The following is a 21148-nucleotide window of genomic DNA, read 5'->3' on the forward strand; positions in this document are numbered from 1 at the left end:
TTCGCATTAACTTTTTGTTATGATACAGATTTCCAACGAAAAACTAACGGTATCGCTGACTGAGAAGGGGGCGGAACTCGAGCATATTTTCAGTAAGGATTTTAACCTGGAATACTTATGGAACGGGGATCCTGCCATATGGGGTAAAAAAAGCCCTGCGCTGTTCCCGATTGTCGGCGCACTAAAAGAGCAGACTTATCATTATAACGGAGATGATTATACGCTGGGCCGTCATGGCTTTGCACGGGAGCAGGTTTTTACCGTTACGGAACAGGGCACCGATTACGTTACGTTCAGGCTGACCGATAATGAAGCTACCCGGCTGGTATACCCTTTCAGGTTTGCATTTAGCATCACCTATCTTTTGCAGGATGATCAGCTACAGGTAACCTACCTGGTAGAAAATAAGGATGAGCAGGAGTTGCTGTTTTCCGTAGGAGGCCATCCGGCTTTTAATGTACCGCTGGTAGAAGGTACTACCTACGAAGATTATTACCTCTATTTTAATAAGGAAGAAAATGCCGACAGATGGCCGGTGACCACAACAGGACAAATTGGATTGTCGCCGCAACCTATGTTACAGCATACGCACGAGTTGCCGCTGCATAAATCTTTGTTTTATGAAGATGCGCTGGTATTCAAACAGCTCGCATCAACAGCTATCAGCATTAAGAGCAAAAGTACGCCGCATGGCCTCACGTTGGCCTTCGAAGGCTTTCCTTATATGGGCATCTGGGCAGCCAAAGATGCGGACTTCGTTTGTATTGAACCCTGGTGTGGTATCGCCGATAGCGTAGCAGCAACAGGTGAACTGAGAGAAAAGGAAGGCATCAACCGGTTATCTCCCGGAAAAAAATTTGAAAGAACCTGGACGGCAACGTTTTTTTAGTATTTACGAATTTTTTGATTTACGAATTTAGGGATTTGAAATACAGCGCAGATAACCATATATGCCTATATATCCGCTGCATTTCAAATCCCTAAATTCGTAAATCAAAAAATTCGTAAATCTTCTTATTTCCTCAAGCCCCTGCTAGAAATTATATCCTGCTTTCAGTCCCCAGAACCCATGGGTACCATCTTTAAACCAGGCTTCGTATTTGCCTTCTACATCGAGGCCCAATATGCGGATGCCCAAGCCGGGAGCGAATAATGCGCCGGTGCCCTGATTGTAATCGCCGGTAAATTGGGCGGTACCGCCTTCTACTTTCACATAAAGGATGGAAATAAGCGTATAGCGCAGACCCAAACGGATCGGGATTACTTTGGCAGAAGGTACATCAATGGTGCCATTGGAAATCGTTTTACCTTTCATATACATAAAGCCCACAGAACCTACTGCTGTTAAACCGGCAATCAGTTTTACATCTGCACCTAAGCCGATACCGTAACCTGGTTTATGCGTTTTGCTGAAATCACCGGTGGGGCCACCTGCTTCCAGGTAAGGGCCAATACTAAACCTTTTCAATTGAGCCTGTGAGGACTGCGTACTAAATACTACGATCAGTAGCATAGCCGAAAATGCCAGGAGGATTTTTTTCATAAGAATCTATTTTTCAAAAGGATGGTGTGGTTAAAACTGATCCTAAATGTAAGAATTACCAGGATTAAAAAGATTAAAAAGATCAACCTGCTGGGTGTTTTTGTTGATTGATCTTTTTAATCTCTTATATAAATAAATGAAAAGCAAGAAATCAATTTAATCTTTTATATAAATATATAAACAACAAAAGATCAATCAGGTAATCTTTCTAAAATCCTGTGTTCCTGGTCGACCCGCGGGGGCATCATCATATACACAACAGGGGTAACGATCCTCGACAATAACGTAGAGCTGACGAGGCCGCCAATCAGTACGATGGCTACCGGGGCAATCATCGGATTGGTAGAGATAGCGATGGGGATCAGTCCGCCAATAGCCGTTAAGGAGGTCAGTACAATTGGTAAAAACCGTACTTCACCCGCTTCACGTATAGCCGCTTCCAGTGACTTACCCTGCATACGTAGCTGGTTGGTAAAATCTACCAGCAGAATGGTGTTCTTGACCTCTATCCCGGCCAATGCGATCAGGCCGATAATGGCCATGAACGATAAGGAATTACCGGTGATCCATAAAGCAACAGCGGCCCCCACAATCCCCAGCGGGATAACGGATAATACGATCAACGTACTTTTGAATGTCTTGAACTCCAGTACCAGTACAGCAACAAACAGGAAGATGGTTACAATGATAATGCTCATGAAGCCACCGAAAGAGTTTTTCCGGCTTTCTACTTCACCACCCATCTCATAAGTGTAGCCCGCCGGTAGTTTCATCGCATCCATCTGCTTTACTACATCCGTGATAACCCGGTCAACCAGGAAATCTTTTTTCACAAAGGCGCCCACTGCTACCACCCGGTTCTTTTCCTGGTGATGAATACTGAGCGGTGATGTTTCCAACCGCAGATCAGCCACCTGCGATAAGGGAATAGCCGTACCCTGGTTGTTGTTTACGAAGAGATCCCGGAATACATCCAGTGTAGGCGTACCCGTTTTTTGTTTCGTGAGCAGGATGTCATAATCGTTATCATTCCTGTCATTATATCTGCCCAGGTTAATACCGGCAACGGCTAAACGAACAGAGCGGTCGATATTGGCGGTTGGAATGCCTAGCTGCTGCGCCTTTTCCCGGTCAATATGTACACGTACATCAGACTTCATGTTGCTCACCGGGTTGGAAATATACATGGCGCCAGGTGTTTTCTCCAACATCTTTTCTACGTTGCCGGCCAGTGTACGCAGGGTATCCAGGTTATCGCCAAACAGCCTGACTTCCACAGGTGCTACAACGGGAGGCCCTTGTTCAAAATTCTTTACTTCTACTTTAGCGCCGGGATAAGGTGTCCATTTTTTACGGAGCGATTCTATCAGCGCCATCTTATTTGTTACGCTGGTATGTTCATCCAGTTGTACAAAGATCTGTGCATAGTCACTCCGTTCATTTTCCTGCATCTCGTTGTAATAGATACGGGGATTGCCTTTACCGATATTGCTGGCGAAGAATTTAATGCTTTTTTCCTGCTGCAGCTCTTTCTCCAGTTGCTGCACAATGCTATTGGTGTACTGGAGGTTTGACTGTGGCGGTGCTATTACATTGATCAGGAACTGCGGCTTTTCAGAAGCAGGGAAGAGGCCAAAACCGATGAGTTGAAAGAGACCGATAGCTGCGCCGAATATCAGCAACGATACCAGGATGGTGAGTACAGGACGCTGTAATGCTTTGTCGAGTAAGCGTGCATAGCTGCCATGGATCAATCTTTTGAGCGCCCGCATAAAGATGTTGCCTTCGGGGTTACCGGTATGCTTTTTCAACAGGCGGCTGGCCAGGAAAGGAATGATTGTCAATGATACAGCCATAGATGCCAGTACGCTGAAGATGACTGCCAGCGGCAGGCTGCGGATAAAATCTCCGCTACCTTCCGGCATAAATACAATCGGCATGAAAGCAATGATCAGCGTTGCCGTACAGCCAACTACCGCCATCCCTATCTGTGAAGTGGCTTTCAGCGTGGCTTCCATCCGGCTGTGGCCCTCCAGCATCCATCGTTCTATATTCTCTATTACTACAATACTATCATCCACTAAAAGACCCAGCGCCACTACCAGTCCTACGATACTCAGCTGGTTCAGGTTGTAGCCAAACAGTTGCAGCAACACAATACCAATGGATAGCGACAATGGAATGGAGATCATCACGATCAACGCGGGTCGCTGCCCCAATGGCAACAGGGTAAGGGCTACCAGCAGTATGGCAATGATAAAATCCTTCCCCAGCCCGGACAACCGGCTGTTTACCGCGTCGGCCTGATCGAAATACTGTACCAGGTCGATGTTGGCGGGTAAGGTCTTTTTAAATTTCTCTATAACAGGTTTATATGCCTGCTGTGTTTTGCTGATGTTTTCACCCGCTTTCTGTGCGGCAGAAACTTCCACACAGCGGTGACTGTTCAGCCGGGTGAAATATTTTTCATCTTCAAAACCATAGTAGACTTTGGCAATATCTTTCAGAAAAATATTTTTACCATTGGCAGCGGTTACAATCGTGTTATTGATTTCTTCGAGTGATTGATAGTTGCCGCTGGTTTTTATATTGAAACTTTTATCGCCCGCGTCAATGCTGCCGCCGGGGATGTTGCCCATTTCGCTCTGAATGGCTGTCATCACTGTGTTTATGGGTAAATGCAGTTGCGCCATTTTGTCCAGTTGCAACTCTACGCGCACTTGTTGTTCCGGCAAACCGTGTAGTTTTACATTTTTCAGGCTGGATACTTTTTCCAGTTCTTCCTGTAGCTTTTCCGAGTAGTACCGCAGCTTATCTCTCGATGCATTTTCAGAGATGAGCGCCACTTGCAATACGTTTACATCGGAAGGTTCCATCTTCCTGATTTCTATACTATAAATGTCGGCGGGCAGATCTTTCTTTTTGTTATTCACTTCGCGTACCAGCTCCTGGTATTTCTGATCTACGTTGGAACTGTATTTATATTCTACGCGCATCACCGCAACGCCGTCACTGATGGAAGTGCGTATGCGTTTAATATCGTCCAGCCCATATACATCTTTCTCCAGCGGGTCTACTACCAGGTCTTCCATATCTTTCGGGCTGGTGCCGGGATACACTACGATGACGGTAAATTGCGGCGCTCTCATTTCCGGGTCTTCGGAACGGGGCATATTCAGGATGGTGGTGATGCCCAACACGATGATCATGAGGAATATGACCAGGGTGAACTGATAATTTTTAACGGCGTATTCAGATATTTTCATGGCAGTAAAAGTTATTGGATGATGCGGATGGGTGATTGATCCTTGAGATATGCGCTGCCGGAAATGATGAGGGCTTTGGCCTGTTCCATTCCTTCGCTGATCAGTACATGATCTTTTTCCATACCTGCTATGGTGACAGGAATCCTTTGCGCGGTTTTGTGGTCGTTGGTAATAAATACAAAGCCGCTGCTGCCGTTACCGTCAAGCAGGGCGGCGTAGGGAATGCTCCAGGCAGTGCTGCTGTTGTTGCCGCTGGCGGTGATATGACAACGGCCAAACATGCCTGCTGCAATGGCTGCGGGCATGGCGCCGGTAAGCTGGATGTCTATAATAAAAGTGCCACTCTGCGCATCAATACCTTCCGATTTACGTGTAACCGTCCCCGATAGGGTGCTACCCGGAATTGAGGGGGTTTCTATCGTTGCTTTATCGCCTGTTTTTACCTGTGCCCACTCTCTGTCGCTGACGCCTATACGTAGCAGCCAGTGGGCGTTGCGGGCGCCATTGGTTTGAAGAACGGCAGTACCGGAGGTTACGTATTGACCGGTGCTGGCGAGTTTATGTAATACAAAGCCATCCTGTGTGGCATGTATGGCGGAATAGCTACGGTTGAACTGTGCCGTTCCCAGCTGTTGTTTGGCCAGGTCCAGGGAGGTTTTGCTGTTTTGCAGCTGTTCCAGGGTGGCAACGCTGTCGTTGTGCAGGTTTTGTGTGCGCTGGTAATCGCGTTGTGCTTTTTCAAATCCCAGTTGGGCCTGTTGTACCTGTGCATCTATCTCTGTGAGGTTGAGCGTCGCCAGCAGCTGGCCTTTGCGTACCGGGTCGCCTTCCTTTACGAGGATATTGTTGATGATGCCGTTTGTTTTAAAAGAAAGATATACCTCATCATCGGTGGTGAATTGCCCGGAAGCAGCGATGGATAAGGCAGCGCCTTGTTTTTCGAGCGGCATTATTTTTACTGGAATGATAGCTGTATTGTCTATAGTTTCCGGCTTGGGTTTGTTACCGCAGGAAAAGAGCAGCAGTGACAAGGGGAGAAGGAGCAAAGTATTTTTCATGTGGTTAGATTTATCGGTTGTTATTATTTGTCAATATTGTAAGATGCTTGTGCGCGTTCCACGTTGGCGTAGGCGGTTTGTACTGCTGCCTGTGTTACGGAAATCTGCAGTTGCGCCTGTGTGAGCTGGTTTTGTGCATCCACCAGTTCTATGTATAGGAGTTGTCCTTCCTTGTATACTTTCAGCTGGTCGCGGTAATAGCGTTCCGCGTAGGATAGCTGGTTTTGCGCTGTGGTGAAATTGAGAAGGGCAGTCCTGTAATCATTAACGGCCTGGTAAAGCTGTAACCGTAATGCATCTTCCGTGTTTTCAGCCTGGGTATTGATCGATTGAAGATCCATCCCGGCCTGTTTGATCCTGTATTTACTTTTATGCGATGAGAACAGGTTCCATTCCAGGTTTATACCAAAAAGATAATACCGGGAAGTATGGTCGAAACGGGCTCCCATGGCTTGTGAGCCCAGATCTATAAAAGTACTGAGCTTTGGGATGATATACGTCCGCTGTAATTTATCGTTTAGCCGGTAAACGTTAGTGGCGCTTTTGTATTCCAGGAGTTCTTCGCGGCCGCTGATATCTGCTACGCTGGCTACACCGGGTATCACCAGGAGGTTACTGTCGAGGGTCACGTTTTCATCGAGTGACCGGTTCAGCAAAAAGTTAAAATATGCTTTGGCATTCTTCCGGGCATTCACCGCTTTGTTGATCTCTGCATCATTCTTCTGTTTCTCTGTTTGTGCGCGGTAAAGAGCGGTATTATTACGTACACCGTTGCGGACCATGCTTTCATTGATCCGGATGTTTTCGTTGATAAGTACCAATGCGTTGTTATAGATGGCTACGGCCTGTGATGTCTGATAATATTGATAGTAGGCAGTTTTAATATCGTGTACCAGTTCCCGTTTGTATACATTAAGGGATGCTTGTTGCCGGGTCAGCTGTTCTTTTTTGATTTGCTGGTTATAGTAAATTTCAGCGTTGATCAATGGCAGGCTGGTCCTGAATTTCGCATCATAAAAGTTGTTTGGGTTGAGGAGAAAAGAAACGTTGTCCAACTCTTTAAACTGGTGGCTGCTGGTGAGCTGATTCAGTGAATTGTACACCGGGTTCAGCATGTCGCCTACGGGGAAGTCGATGGTGCGGCCGCCGGCTGTTTTGGTATAACTTCCCAGGAAGGTAACGTTGGGACCAAAAAGGCTTTTGGCTTCCTGCAATGCATAGAGGGCCTTCTCCATTTGAAAGTGCTGGTCTTTCAGCCCTTTGTTATTGCTGAAGGCTTGTTGTATGTATTGATCCAGCACGGTGTTTTGTGCAGAGGCGTTGAAACCTGCCAGGAGCAAGCCTGTTAACATCGCTTCTTTTGTGATGATCGTTGACATAATGAACGATGTTTATTTAAAGTGAAAAAAATAAAGCCGGAAGGGCTTGTTATCGTTGTTGATATACTGAACAGTGTTTAATTATGTTGTTAAAAAAAAGCCCGAAAGGCTTTTTGATGTATGTTGGATCTACTGGTTGTTATACTTTGATAATCCGCAGGTATTCCCTGATCGCGGTATCTACTACTTTCTGCATTTCATCTTCCGCAATGTCAGCAACTTTGAACCGGCACCTCAGGTCCAGGCTAACAAAGCCATGTGCGAAGGCCCAGAAGGACAAAGCGCCTACAGTTGGATCTTTAAACCGGATCAGTTTCTTGTCGATACATTCCTTGATCAGGTTGTGCAATGCATCGTAAGCAGGGTCGCCATTTTTCCAATCTTCATCTTTATTTACCGCATTCATTGGCGCTTTGATGATAAACATGAGATCGTACAACTCCGGATGCTCCCTGGAAAATTCAATGTAAGCCCAGGCAAGTTGTTCCAGTCTTTTGAAAGGATCCTTATGGGTAATCTTTGTGGCAAATTCTGTACTGAGGGTCGCAAATCCTTCCCGCTGTACATCGTATAATAATTCATCTTTATCCTTGTAATAAAGATAAAGTGTAGCAGGACTGTATTCTATTTTATCCGCAATGTTGCGTATAGATACCTTCTCATACCCATCTTTCACAAACATCCCGATAGCAGCGTCCACAATGCGCCTGCGCATATCTGCTTTCTCGCGTTCTTTTCTTTCGGTTATACCCACATCCGCTTGTTTAATTGAACAATATTTACACTGCAAATATACTGAACAGTGTTTATTTTCCAAATTTAATTTTAAAAAGTTGTAAATGTCTATTCCTTAATGATCAACAATTGACCATTTACCTGTTGCGAAACAACGGGGAGACGGGTAACCCGGAATGTGATGGGAAGCTGTGCTATGGCCCCTGAAAGGACGGCAGGAGCATGCTCGCCGGGACCGGAAAGTGAAAGCAGATCGGCGGCCTGCTGATTTACCCATCCCTGGGCATCTTCATCGTTGATAAATACCATGGCATCGGGTATCGCTTGCAGGATCGCGTCAAAACGAACGGCTATACCCCGGAAATGAAGCTGCTGCTGTGATTGCGTTAATATCTCTTTCAACTGTAAACGGATAGATGCCATACAGTCCTGGAAGTCGCTATGGTACGTTTGTGGCTTGCGCCAGCCCAGCACGATCACACCGGGATGTGGCTCTACATAAACGGGGATGATCACCACAGAAGAAAGACCCTCCAGCAGCGCAGGAAACATATTTTCAGGAGGAGGCGGGATCTCCGGCCAGTAAATGATTTTAAAGGAATGGTCGTAGAGCATTTTTCTGACAGGTACGGCATTAACTACCTGGTTGTTCAGTTGCACTGGTGAAGCATCTTTCACCCGCGCTGTATTTTCATCTTCAAATTCCAGGTGCAAGGCAATATCAGCCTGCAACAGGTTTTTTAGCAAAGATATACTGAAGGCGAGAAAAGAGGATATGTGTTTGTCCTTATTCCAGCGGTTTGTTTGATTAATAAAATTAAGTGCCTTACGCTCCCAACTGACCACGATAATAGATTGAACAGATGAATGAATTAAACAAATGATTTTACATATTGCTGTATTTTAACGGGATTGCATGCAGCGGGTTGCAATGCATTTCATAACATGGTAAAGTAGCCTGACCAAATATAGGGAAATACTCTGAATTGGAAATATTTACCTGTGATGCTTACCTGGAAGGTGGTTTTAATTCCTAATTCTTTCTTTTTTATCTTCGCGCCATGAAAGCATTTATTTTCGATATGAATGGCACCATGATCAATGACATGGAATATCACCTGGATGGATGGCACAATATGTTAAAACGGCTGGGTGCTGATCTGAGCCGGGAAGTTGTAAGAAGCCATATGTATGGCAAAAATGAAGAGTTGCTGGTTCGTGTTTTTGGCGAGGACCATTTTACACAGCAGGAGATGCACGACATCGCACATGAAAAAGAAGTACTGTACCAGGAAGCATTCCGGCCACACCTTGAACTGATTGCGGGCTTGTCTGATTTCCTGCAACAGGCGGCTGCCGCCAATATCCCGCTGGCGATAGGCTCTGCGGCCAATAATTTCAATATCGGTTTTGTGCTGGATAACCTCGAACTGCGGCATTACTTTAAGGCAGTGGTTAGCGCAGAGGATGTAGCCCATAGCAAACCTGATCCTGAAGTATTCCTGAAATGCGCGGCTGCACTGGGTGTAGCACCGGCCAACTGTATTGTATTTGAAGATGCGCCCAAAGGTGTGGAAGCAGCTTTTAATGCAGGTATGGAAGCAGTGGTACTAACTACCATGCATACACGGGAAGAGTTTGCGCAGTATACAAACATCAGGGCTTTTGTAACGGATTATAATGATCCGGCGTTGCAACAGCTTTTTACCTGACCTGCCGGTAAAGGGGAATATATTTTCTAAAGTCAGTACGGTAACCTAAATTGCCGGGTTATTATAAATCTTGCTGGTATGAAACGTTATTCAGGGCAAACAAGAATGTTGGTAGCAGTTGATTGTATCATCTTTGGTTTTGATGGACAAGAGTTGAAACTGTTACTGATCAAGCGCGGATTTGAGCCGGAGAAAAACAAGTGGAGCCTGATGGGCGGCTTTGTGCAACCTGATGAAAGTTTTGAAACAGCTGCTGCAAGTGTATTGCATCAGATGACCGGCCTGGAAGGCGTATACATGGAGCAGCTTCTGGCTTTCGGGGAGCCCGACCGCGACCCCGTGGAGCGCACCGTGTCCATCGCTTATTTTACCCTGATAGATATAAACCAGTCAAAACTACAGCTGAGCGACAACTATCATGCAGAATGGATTTCCCTGCATGAACTGCCCGGCCTGATCTTCGATCATAGTCATATGGTGGAAATGGCCCTGGAAAAGTTGCGCTATAAAGCTGCCATTCACCCGTTGCTGTTTGAATTGCTGCCATCAAAGTTCACGATCCCGCAATTACAGATCCTGTATGAAGCAGTATATGATGTAACTTTTGATAAACGTAATTTCAGCCGCAAAGTATTGTCCACCGGGCTGCTCGTAAAACAGAAAGACAAAGATAAACTCTCTTCCAAACGGGGCGCTTTCTACTATAAACTGGACAAGCGTAAGTACAATGCCAAGTTCAATGCTTTCCTGAATTTTGTAACAGATCCGGGAAACCTGAAGTAGCGCGCTTTTAAGTTGTTATTTTTCTACCTGTAGCCATAGCACACCACTTACCGGCGTATAATTCAGCATGATATTACTTTGGCTTTGCGGCCCCATCTGTGCGGCATCATGGAACTTATTACCAATAGGAGCGATGGCCTGCAAAAAGCCGATGTCTCCTTCCGGGAATGCCGGGGCTGTTTTTTGGTTGCCAATTGCCGGCGCCTGTGGATGGAACACCTGTAAAAACGTACCTGCGTTACCGGTATAAAAGGTAAATGATGGCTCCTCACTGCTAAACGTGGCTTTGTATACATTGGCATGATAACCTTTAAATTCTGGATACACCCAGCTTTCGCCGGTAACGGTATTGTTATACGCTTTGTACCAGCTACCAAATTGTTGTCCTTTTAAACGATTCTTCCACACCCTGTAAGGACCCTGACCTGTCCATGCCAGCCCTTTTATTTTCTCTTCCGGATAACGGAAGGTGATACCGATAAACGGACTTTCCCCTTTGAAGGAATAGCTGTAATCCAGTCGTACCGGCATACCGGGACTGAATGTCCATTTAACCTGGAGGAAACCATTTCCTTCATATCTCGCCATAATCGTATAGTCAGCTCCGTTAGTAGCCGGTGTAAACTGCTTCAGTTCCTGTTTTGTGCCTGCGAGCACCGGACCCCCGCCCAGGGATATTTTTCCTTTGGGAGTGAGGAGTTGTAACAGTTGCCCGTTAGCCTGACTGAAATAATAATCGATGCCGGCATGATGTACGATCAGGCTGTCGCCCGCTATGGTAGTGTGCGTAGCCGTTTTCTTAGTTTTCTGTAGATTATTGTCATTTATGTGCAACTCCCTTTGTGCCAGGGCTGCGGGCGATTGCAGCGGCCAGCTGCGGGTGATCACTTCCCGGCCATAAGGATCATACGCATGCAGGTAGAGGATGTCTGCGTCTTCCCAATGATCGGGTAACGACAGTTGCAGGAATCCTTTGGTACCAGGTGCAAGATCCGGTGCAGTGGCTGTACCGGAGGCAATGGTGTCTGCCGTATTATTTTTTTGGGGAGATGGGACCCTGGCCAACGCCCACCTGAAACTGCATTGTGCCAATGACGTATAGTCGTAACGGTTTTCTACCGGAATCCTGCCATTAAAGCCTGTTGATATAACGGGCAGGGTTATATGAATCGGGGACCATAGTTCTTTGATCGTAAAAAAGCTGGCTTCTTTTTCCCGATGTGGACCTACAATTCCATCAGGTGCATGGTTGCCATCTGTATCTATGATCCCGTTCTTATCGGTGCGCACCAGTCCCTCATCACTGAAAGCCCACAGAAAGCCGCCTGCACCACGGGGATGGAACAGCAACTGGTTCCAGAAGTCTTCCAGGCCGGCGCCCATACCGCCATCGTAGAGGCCATGCATAAATTCAGTGGGCATATAAATATCCTGGTCGTATAAGCTGGCATTTACCACGTAGTTGAATACGGGATAGTGTTTGGTATCAACGCCATTGAATCTTTCCCATGGATGCAATACAGGACGGTGTTGTGGGTCATACAGGTCGTAATCCCCGTCCAGCGCACGGTTGAAGCCACCTTCGTTGCCGTTGTCCCAGAACACAATGGAGGGATGGTTTACATCCCGGATCACCAGTTCCTTTACCAGCTTTCTGCCTACTACCGTGTCGTAAGCGGCTTGCCAGCCGGTGAGCTCATCGAGTACAAAGAGACCGAGCGAATCACACACATCGAGGAAATGTTTATCCGGTGGATAGTGTGACATGCGTACGGCATTCATGTTCATGTCCTTCATCAGGTTTACATCCAGCAGGCTGATTTCTTTGTTTAGTGTGCGCCCGGTTTCAGGCCACGCACTGTGGCGGTTTACCCCTTTAAACATGATCCGGGCACCGTTTACATAAATGCCGTCGTGTGGTTTTATTTCAATGGTGCGGAAACCGAATGGCTGTGTAATACTATGCCCCACTTTATTGCCCTGCTTTAACTGAAGGGTTACCTGGTACAGATGCGGGAATTCCGGGCTCCACGTAGCGGGTTGACGGTATTGTTGTTGCAAGGTATATTCCTGTTTGCCGTTGCTGCTCACGCTGACGGGACTGCCCACAGCTTTCCCATCCCTGGTGCTCACCTGGGCGGTTAGTGTATAGCCCTTTGGCAGGAGTGTTGTAAAAGCCTGGAGTGTGAATGCTCCGTTTGCCGCGGCATTAATGGCAACACGGTCTATGTGGGTCAATGGTTTCACTTCCAGGTAAACAGGTCTGTAAATGCCGCCTAACACCCAGAAATCACCATTGCGTTCGGCCCTGTTCACTCCTGCATTGGCCGACATTTTATGTACGGTTACTTCCAACAGGTTGGCGCTATCGCTGCGCAATAATTTTGTGATGTCGTATTTAAACTCGTAGAATCCGCCCTGGTGTATTTCACCCGCGGACTTGCCGTTGATCTTCACATCAGCATCTGTCATCACGCCTTCAAATACCAGGTTAACAGCCTTCTGTTGCCAGTCTGCCGGTGTCTGAAAATGATGACGGTAAATGCCGTGTTCCGTTGCTTTTATTTTATCGTGTCCGTAATTGTAGTCGCCGAAGCCTTGTTGCTCCCAGTTGGAAGGCACGGGAATGGTGGTCCATTTGCCGCTGTTATGGCCGCCGGAACAATAAAAGTCCCAATTCACCGTATGGTCTTTACCGGTGCCGGAAAGGTATATCTGTTGGGTTTCCTGTGCGAAGGTTACCTGGAAACATAACATGGCTCCCAGTAAAAGAAAAAATCTGTCAGGCATAAAGTGGAAATTAAAATGCCTGTACAAGATAAAAGAAATTCTTTTTTAGGTAGTCCCTATTTTTTATCGGTTGTTATTCTCCATGCCGGAATCATTCAATTGCTGCAACGCTTTCTTTAACGTGCTGATAAGGTAGCCACCACGCCCATTACGCATGGAGGTTACTTGGTGGTGGTTTTTGGAATGTTATGGATTACATCATACAGTTCTTCCGGATAATCTGTTCCAATTATATCCACGCCCAGGTCCATCAGTTTATAGTAACAGGTTTTGGTGGACGGTGTACCCCAGAAGCGGAAGGGGAACCCCTGCTGGTGTACGCTGTTTATGACCGTTGTTATTTTTTCCAGGTCTGCCGGTACCAGGGTGCCTTTGCCGTTCCATTTACTGTAGCGGTGAAAATCTATGCTCACAAGACCCACCCGTTGTTTTAACGCGGCCGGATATACGCTGTCGGGTCTGCCGTCAAAAAAGAACAGCGGATCATATTGCTGCCAGTCCGTTATAGCAGGGACATTGCCGGAGAGCACTATTTTTACGGCGTTCGGGTTTACACTGCGGTCAAAATACCTACGATAGGGAAGCAGCAGTTCCTGCAAAGCCTGCAAAGTGGGCGCGGAGGCTGTTTTAATATCTATCAGCAATTGCAGTGGTGCGCTGTCTGCATACGGTTTGCCATTATTCAATGTAAACTGCCTTACCACCGGGAGGAGATACATTTCTTTAAACGTACGGAAAGCGTTGATATCCTTGCTGTCGTGTGCCACGTACAGTACGCCGTCTTTCAGGTGTATATCTGCTTCTATGGAGCCGAATTGCAAGGCTGCGGCCTGGTAGAAAGGCATGCTGCGCTCGTAGTCGTTGTGCGAATGCGCATTAGCCAGCGTGTATGTTTTCGTTTGTGCATGTGCGTTAAGAATGAATAGCACACCAGACAATAAGAGAAAGGTTTTCAATTAAAAAGGGTTTTATGCATTAATAGAATTTACGGATTTTCCGATCTTGAAATTTTATTTTGCTGTCACACTTCTACTAACAAAATAATCAAAACAAATTCCAAAATCAAAAAATCCGTAAATGTATTATTTACCAGCCCTGGTTTTGTGTGTACTGGCCACCACTGGCGTCTATTACGCGTTGTGGTATAGGCCATACACTGTGAACAGCCGGGTCAAAATTGCGGGCGGGCCATGCCACTACATTATTTACGGTATGCAGCGGTTTGGCGTATGTGGCCTTTGCATCTCCCCACCTTACCAGGTCGCGGTGACGGTCGGCCCATTCACCGGCGAGTTCGCATCTTCTTTCATGTTTCAGATCAGCGAGGGTTGCATCGGTTTTAGGTGTTAAATGCGCACGCTTGCGGATGGCATTGATTTCCGTGTCTGCATTCTTTCCCTGCATCAGTTCCGCTTCGGCTTTGATGAGCAACACTTCTGCATAGCGGATCAGCGGCGGGTTTAAAGCCGTTGTCGGATGGTCGCCATTAGGGCTAAGGTAAGTGCCGATAGGACTGGCATACTCAAATGGCTCCATGTACTTGCGGAACTGGTAACCGGATCTGCTGTTGCTGGATTTATACACCATCGTATCACCAAAGTATTTGAATTTGTCGCCCGGTTTCAGGATGGTGGCTCCCCGGCGGATATCCCCCGGCTCATATTCGTCAAACAGCTCTTTGGTAGGCATGTAATATCCCCAGCCATTATAAAGTCCCCAGCCGGTTTGTTCCAGCATTACGCCCGGTAAGATACTACCCCACCCAGAAGTGCCCACAGAAGTGCTGTAGGCAGACCAGATATATTCTGCCGTCCAGTTGTTGGCAATGGTAAATACATCTGAAAAATTATCCAGCAAACGATGCTTGCCACTCAGGATCACAGAATCAGCATATTTTTCCGCATTAACGTAATCTTTTTTGTAGAGATACATTTTAGCCAGGATCGCGAAGGCAGCTGTTTTGTGGGCATGACCATAATCTTTTTTGTCGTAGGTATCAAAGTAGGGCAGCAATGCAGCCGCCTGTTTCAGATCGGATGCAACAGAATCATAATTCTCCGTTATATTCTTGGCTCTTGGTACTACTTCACCCGGTGTAGGTTCGTACTTGCTGGCAATGGGTATCCCTCCGTTGTCATTGGCATAATTGGCCGCCAACTGGAAGTACATCAGGCCACTGAGAAAATAGGCTTCACCGAGGTAACGGTTTTTCAGGTTTTCATCCATCGGGATAGCCGGTACATTTTTAAGGATATCGTTAGCTCGCTTGATGACGTTGAAACGCAGATCCCACTGGCCTTCCGTATAGCTGCCACCTATAAACGAAGGATTGAAGTCCTTGACATATTCTCCTTCCGGCTTGCTACGACCCACCACCATATCATCACTGGCATCTATGAACCAAAAGAATCCGCGGCCATAAAAGTCTTCATCATCAAAAGGCTGGTAGGCGGCATTTAATCCTGCGAGCGCATCTTTATCTGTTTTCCAGAAATTACTGACAGAAGGGGAGCCCTCCGGCGTAACATCCAGGTTTTTGTTGCAGGCACCCGCTAACGCGATACCAGCTATAATGGAGATAGTGTTAATGAGCTTTTTCATTTCTTGTGTGCTTAGTTGTTTAGAAATTTACATTCAGACCTACCAGGAAACTTCTTGCCTGTGGATAACGGCCCAGGTCAATACCATAATTGTCGGTACCTACTTCAGGGTCCATGCCACTGTATTTGGTGAAAGTAAGCAGGTTGCTACCGGTAACGTACACACGTAATTTATTCATATGAACACGTTTGCTCAGTGCATCCGGTAATGTATAGCCCAGTGTTACGTTTTTGAGGCGCAGATAAGAACCATCTTCGAGATACCAGTCGGAAGTAGTACCGAAGTTGGCGTTAGCATCGCCAACGGATACACGGGGAATGTTTGTATGCGTATTCTCCGGTGTCCAGGCATTTTTTACATCGGCCAGCAGGTTGTAACCCTGACCGGTGATGAGTGGCGCCAGACCGGTATATTTTACAGCATTGAATAATTTGTTGCCATATACACCCTGTGCAAAAATGTTGATATCAAATCCTTTGTAACTGGCATTGAAGCTAAATCCATAAGTAAACCTGGGATAAGCAGAACCAGCATACTGACGGTCATTATTATCAATTTTACCATCAGGCTTGCCGTCAGGGCCACTTACATCCAGGAATTTAATATCGCCCGGTTTGGCATTTGGCTGGATCTTCGAAGTAACCCCATCTTTCGTGAAAGTATATTCGTCAATTTCTTTTTGTGACTGGAAAAGACCGGCTGTTTTTACTACATAGTAATAGTAGAGCGGATATCCTTCTTCCACACGTACCGGTGTAATGGAACTGCGTACATTGATATCTGAAGTAGGATACACCTTGCTTCCTAATCCCAGTTCCAGCAACTTGTTGGTAACGCTGGCAAAGTTGGCGCTTACACTGTATTGCAGCGGAGAATTGTTGTTGTTGCTATAGGTAAGACCTAATTCAATACCATTGTCTTTTACATCACCCACATTTCTCCAGGTACCTTCAGGTACACCATCCGTTACCATCGGTGGTTTTTTCAATAACATCCGCTCTGTTTTCTTGACGAAATAATCGGCGGTGAGACTTAGCCGGTTATTGAAGAATCCCGCATCCAGGCCAATATTGAATTGTTTGGATTCAGCCCAGGTTAATGAAGGATTGGCAATTGCTTTTTCTGCATAGCCAGCATTGACTTTAGGATCCAGTCCCCCATAGGTGGTGGTTTTTGCCATCAGCGGACTAACCGCATCAAAGCCGAGACTACCGAGGTTACCCAGTTTACCATAACTGGATCGTAATTTTAGAAAACTCAATACATCATCTATATGCCAGTCTTTCACAAATTTTTCATTCGTAAATACCCATCCTGCTGAAGCGGAGTAGTAATTGCGATAACGGTTCTGCGCTGCAACCAGTGATGATCCATCACGGCGGCCCAATACGGAGAGCAGGTATTTCGCCTGGTAGTCATAGTTCACACGGCCAAAGAATGACTGTAATGCTTCGATATTTTTACCACCGAAAGTACCATCCGGATCATATGCAGTAGCATTCTGTGCATAACGGTATTTTGGACTTTCATCATTAAAGCCTGTTACCAGTATTTGTGAATATTCCCACTGCTTGCGCTGGTAGCTGAATCCACCTACTGCATTAATATGATGCTGGTTCAATTGCTTGTCATAGGTAAGGGTTTGCTCCGCCAGCATGTCGTTGGAATTATTGTGATATTCCCTGAGACTATTGAAGTCAAAGATCTTTCCTATTTCCAGTACGCGGGAAGTAAATTCTTTCTGTGTTTCAAATACTTTGTTGAAAGAAAGGTTGGAACGGAACAACAGGTTGGCCGGTAATTTTATTTCTATATAAGGATTGATCAAAAGGAAACTTTTGGGTGTTTTGTTATCGAGCCTTTCGAGGTAAGCCACCGGGTTAATAACGTCGCCGTAAGCATTGGCCGTAGCTACCGGAAGACCGCTGTAACCGCCGCTGGCAGTGTAGGGAGCAACACTGGGTGTGTAAAAGGTAGCCATCAGTACAGCGCCGGTGTAGCCGCTGGTGGTATTCGCACCGTTGCCATTGGATTGTGCATAGGACATGTTCTCGCCAAACTTCAGCCAGGGTGTTAGCTGATGTTCTGAGTTGACACGGAAATTATATCGCTGGTTATAGGTGTTCAGCAGTATTCCGTCCTGTTTGCGATAGCCCATACCGATGTAGTATTTGGACTTCTCGTTACCACCCGTTACATCCAGGTTGTATTCCTGTATTTTGCCCGTCCGGAAAATATCGTCTACCCAGTTGGTTCTGGTAATAGCGCCATCAGGATTTTTTGCTGCATCATATTCATCTTTCCTGGGTACGCCGGAATTATCGGCAGCCTGGTTCATGACGCTGTTAAACTCTGCGGCATTCAATGCCTGTAATGTTTTCCAGGCTTTTTGTGTACCGTATTTGGCATCCAGGTTAACAGACATCTTCCCCTGTTTTCCTTTTTTGGTGGTGATCAGTACCACACCACCGGAAGCCCTGGCGCCGTAAATGGCGGCAGCAGCATCTTTCAGCACGGAGATGGATTCAATATCCGCAGGGTTTACCAACCCGTCGTAGATCACACCATCTACTACATACAGTGGTGTTTCTCCGTTGATACCACCCATACCACGGATGTATACTTTGGGGGCAGAGGTAGGATCACCACCCTGATTTTGTACAGTTACACCGGGGGCCTTTCCCTGTAAAGCCTCTTCCACACTGTTGACAGAGCGGGAAGATAATTTATCCAGCTTTACATCGGTGATAGCGCCGGTGATTTTTGTTTTACTCTGTGTACCATAACCGACTACCAGTACCTGGCTCAACTCTTTGCTGCTGATCTCCAGTATAATGTTGATGGGCGTACCCGTATAAGTAACTTCCTGTGTTTTATAACCGATCATGGAAATACTCAACACAATATCGCCGGGCGTATTGGTAGAAATAGCAAAGTTTCCTTTTGTATCGGTCAGTGCGCCTTTGGTACTGCCTTTCACTACCACAACAGCGCCGGGTAAAGGTCCGTTGATATCGCTGATGTGGCCGGTGATCTGCCGTTCCTGTCTATCACCGGTAATGTTGGCGGCAGCTGGATAAATGATGATCGTGTTTTGTCTTTCTTCAAACTGAAGTCCTGTGTTCTGTAACAGATCAGATAAAATATGTGATACTGTTTCATCTTTCCAGGTATTTTTTTTCACCTGTACTTTGGCCAGTGCCTGCTGGTCGAAAGAGATCTTTACAGCACCTTTCTTTTCCAGGGTGGAAATAGCGGTGGACAGACTCCCTTTTTTTACTTCCATGCCTGGCACAACGTGTTTAAGGGCCTGACTGAAAGCGGAATAACTTTCAGCAAAAGGTGCAGCTGCCAGCAGGAGCAGGATCAGCGGCTTCATCCTTTTTTTTGGATACCTGAGATGATGACGCAAAATTGATTGCATAGATGATAGTATTAGTAATGAATTATAGAACCAGTGGTGTAATAAATAATGATGAATGACGGATCAACATTATATCGTTCTTTGAAAGGCATAGTAAGTGCATACGGGTATATCTACCCACAACACCTTCTTTTGCTATTCGTAATTCTTTTATTCTTTTATTCTACTTCGTATGTATTCCTGGCTGTTTTCTTGAATTGAATTTTAGGCGTCATACTGATAGTGGCGATGATGTCCAGTTTATCCTGTAAAGACATTCCATTGCTGAAGCTTAGGTTCAGGTTTCCCTGCTCCAGGTTGATTTTGCTGTGAAACCGGACATCATAAAAGGTTTCCAGTTCCCAAAGCACTTGTTGTAAAGTAGCATTGCTGATCAGTAAATCTCCTTTCGTCCATGCATTGATAGTAGTTGTATCTGTTTTGCTGATAGTTGTTTTTTGGTCGGTATATGTCAACTGGTCTGCCGGTAGCAGGGTTGCCAGTACTTTGTTCTGATGTGTTACCTGTACTTTACCGCTGGCCACAGCCACTTTAGCTGGTTGTCCGGGTACATTCTTTACAAGGAAGGCGGTGCCGAGTACATTAACCCGCAGTGTGCCGGTTTGCACGGTAAAAGGTTGTTCTTTGTTTTGTTGTATCGTAAAAAAGGCTTGTCCGCTTATTTTCACCAGTCGTTCTTTGCCGGCGAACTGTTGCGGGTATTCCAGTGTGGAAGCGGCATTCAGCCAGGCCGTTGAGCCATCTGGTAATTGAATGTTTTTGATTTCTTCCTTACCGGTACTATATTTTATCCAGGCGATGGCGGGTGTTTGTATGCGTTGTGTTGATTGTTGCCACCAAAAGAAACTAACCACTACGGGCAGGAGGGTGGCGGCGGCCATCCATAGGTGCCTGTAGCGCCATCTGCCGGTAGTTGCGGGTTGGATATGCTTTACCAGTGCCTTGTGTACGGATTCCTTTGCTGCCGGTGGCAGGGCATGTTCCGAAGGATCGGCAGCCATCCGGTCCAGCCATGCAAAGAGCAGCACTACTTCTTCAGCACTGCATTCGCCGGCCTTATATTTTTTTAACAGCAGATGTAAATCCGTTTGCTCCACTTATAAATCGATTTTACAGGCAACGAATATTGCTGCCTTCTGTATAATGTCACACGCCAGATAAGATTTAACTATCCTGCGCAGGAAAATAATTTTGGATTTACATCAGCATAGAAAGAAAGGAGGACTTCAGTTGTACTTTCAGCCTTTTGTTGGCGGTATTAAGCTGATTCCTGATTGTTTGTTCCGAAGCGCCCAGCATAGCGGATATCTCCGGAATACTTTTATGTTCGAGGCGGCTAAGCTGGAAAACCTGTCTCACCCTGGGTGGCAGAAGGTTCATATGTTGATGTAGCTGTGCGTAGATGTCTTTGAGATATAGCTGATCGGCAGTACTGCTCACATGTTCGTGTAGTAATGCAGCAAAATTATGTTCGTGGCGGTTACGGATATCTTCACGCCGCAGGGCATTTAAAATGCGTAGCTTCAGCAGGAATACGAGGAAGGCGGCCGTTTGCCGGGGAATGGGGAGTGAGCTTCGTTTTTCCCACAGCTCAATAAAAAAATTCTGCAATACATCCTTTGCGAGCGCCTCATCAGCGATCAGGCTACAGGTATAATGCATCAGCTTATCCCAATGTGTGTGGAAAATGCTTTCAAAGGCAGTGGTGTCACCGTCCTGGAATGCTTTCCATAATGTTGTTTCTGGCATAAATTCCCTTTCCACAATTATTAACTAAGCGAAGACAAAGGTAGGGGCAAAGACAGGTATCCTGCCTGCCATGGTTGTTTATGTTTATGTTAAGTGTTTGGTCTCATA

The 21148-nt window shown here is 46.2% G+C and carries 15 protein-coding genes; 3 read left to right on the top strand and 12 right to left on the bottom strand.

What is annotated here, in order from left to right:
• The first annotated feature begins 19 nt into the window (after positions 1 to 19).
• On the top strand, positions 20 to 889 hold the full coding sequence (locus tag ABQ275_RS06090; protein ID WP_349317383.1) for an aldose 1-epimerase family protein: 870 nt from the start codon (positions 20 to 22) through the stop codon (positions 887 to 889).
• Positions 890 to 1033: 144 nt separating this feature from the next.
• Here ABQ275_RS06090 and ABQ275_RS06095 read toward each other — a convergent pair whose 3' ends face one another.
• The 6 genes from ABQ275_RS06095 to ABQ275_RS06120 form a co-directional block, all read right to left on the bottom strand.
• Positions 1034 to 1543, bottom strand: a complete 510-nt coding sequence (locus ABQ275_RS06095) for a hypothetical protein (protein WP_349317384.1) — start codon at positions 1541 to 1543, stop codon at positions 1034 to 1036.
• Between the two features lie 191 nt (positions 1544 to 1734).
• Entirely contained in the window at positions 1735 to 4809 is a 3075-nt protein-coding gene (locus tag ABQ275_RS06100; protein ID WP_349317385.1) for an efflux RND transporter permease subunit, read from the bottom strand.
• Positions 4810 to 4820: 11 nt separating this feature from the next.
• Positions 4821 to 5867 (bottom strand): efflux RND transporter periplasmic adaptor subunit, encoded by a 1047-nt coding sequence (locus tag ABQ275_RS06105; RefSeq protein ID WP_349317386.1) that lies wholly within the window; start codon positions 5865 to 5867, stop codon positions 4821 to 4823.
• A 23-nt stretch (positions 5868 to 5890) separates the two neighbouring features.
• Positions 5891 to 7246 carry a TolC family protein gene (locus tag ABQ275_RS06110; protein WP_349317387.1) on the bottom strand — a complete coding sequence of 452 codons (1356 nt, stop codon included), beginning with the start codon at positions 7244 to 7246 and terminating at the stop codon, positions 5891 to 5893.
• A gap of 139 nt (positions 7247 to 7385) precedes the next feature.
• Positions 7386 to 8000 (bottom strand): TetR/AcrR family transcriptional regulator, encoded by a 615-nt coding sequence (locus tag ABQ275_RS06115; RefSeq protein ID WP_349317388.1) that lies wholly within the window; start codon positions 7998 to 8000, stop codon positions 7386 to 7388.
• A gap of 89 nt (positions 8001 to 8089) precedes the next feature.
• Positions 8090 to 8827 carry a hypothetical protein gene (locus ABQ275_RS06120; RefSeq protein WP_349317389.1) on the bottom strand — a complete coding sequence of 246 codons (738 nt, stop codon included), beginning with the start codon at positions 8825 to 8827 and terminating at the stop codon, positions 8090 to 8092.
• A gap of 215 nt (positions 8828 to 9042) precedes the next feature.
• Between ABQ275_RS06120 and ABQ275_RS06125 the strand changes: the two genes are divergently transcribed.
• Together ABQ275_RS06125 and ABQ275_RS06130 are read left to right on the top strand one after the other, a co-directional pair.
• On the top strand, positions 9043 to 9693 hold the full coding sequence (locus ABQ275_RS06125) for an HAD family phosphatase (RefSeq protein ID WP_349317390.1): 651 nt from the start codon (positions 9043 to 9045) through the stop codon (positions 9691 to 9693).
• A gap of 78 nt (positions 9694 to 9771) precedes the next feature.
• Positions 9772 to 10476: an NrtR DNA-binding winged helix domain-containing protein gene (locus ABQ275_RS06130; protein WP_349317391.1), complete on the top strand. Its 705-nt coding sequence runs from the start codon at positions 9772 to 9774 to the stop codon at positions 10474 to 10476.
• 15 nt (positions 10477 to 10491) lie between these two features.
• Here the strand turns inward: ABQ275_RS06130 and ABQ275_RS06135 are convergent, their stop codons facing one another.
• The 6 genes from ABQ275_RS06135 to ABQ275_RS06160 all read right to left on the bottom strand — a co-directional run bounded on the left by ABQ275_RS06135 (position 10492) and on the right by ABQ275_RS06160 (position 21040).
• On the bottom strand, positions 10492 to 13266 hold the full coding sequence (locus ABQ275_RS06135; protein ID WP_349317392.1) for a glycoside hydrolase family 2 TIM barrel-domain containing protein: 2775 nt from the start codon (positions 13264 to 13266) through the stop codon (positions 10492 to 10494).
• A gap of 161 nt (positions 13267 to 13427) precedes the next feature.
• A complete protein-coding gene (locus ABQ275_RS06140; RefSeq protein ID WP_349317393.1) occupies positions 13428 to 14222 on the bottom strand; it encodes a phosphatidylinositol-specific phospholipase C/glycerophosphodiester phosphodiesterase family protein in 795 nt (264 codons plus the stop codon).
• Positions 14223 to 14352: 130 nt separating this feature from the next.
• The gene (locus ABQ275_RS06145; RefSeq protein WP_349317394.1) at positions 14353 to 15867 is read right to left on the bottom strand and encodes a RagB/SusD family nutrient uptake outer membrane protein; all 1515 of its coding nucleotides are present in this window, start codon (positions 15865 to 15867) and stop codon (positions 14353 to 14355) included.
• 19 nt (positions 15868 to 15886) lie between these two features.
• Positions 15887 to 19291 (bottom strand): SusC/RagA family TonB-linked outer membrane protein, encoded by a 3405-nt coding sequence (locus tag ABQ275_RS06150; protein WP_349317395.1) that lies wholly within the window; start codon positions 19289 to 19291, stop codon positions 15887 to 15889.
• Between the two features lie 158 nt (positions 19292 to 19449).
• A complete protein-coding gene (locus ABQ275_RS06155; RefSeq protein WP_349317396.1) occupies positions 19450 to 20388 on the bottom strand; it encodes a FecR domain-containing protein in 939 nt (312 codons plus the stop codon).
• Between the two features lie 100 nt (positions 20389 to 20488).
• A complete protein-coding gene (locus ABQ275_RS06160) occupies positions 20489 to 21040 on the bottom strand; it encodes a sigma-70 family RNA polymerase sigma factor (RefSeq protein WP_349317397.1) in 552 nt (183 codons plus the stop codon).
• Positions 21041 to 21148 lie beyond the last annotated feature (108 nt).

The sequence above is a fragment of the Chitinophaga sp. MM2321 genome (assembly GCF_964033635.1).
Classification (GTDB): Bacteria; Bacteroidota; Bacteroidia; order Chitinophagales; family Chitinophagaceae; genus Chitinophaga.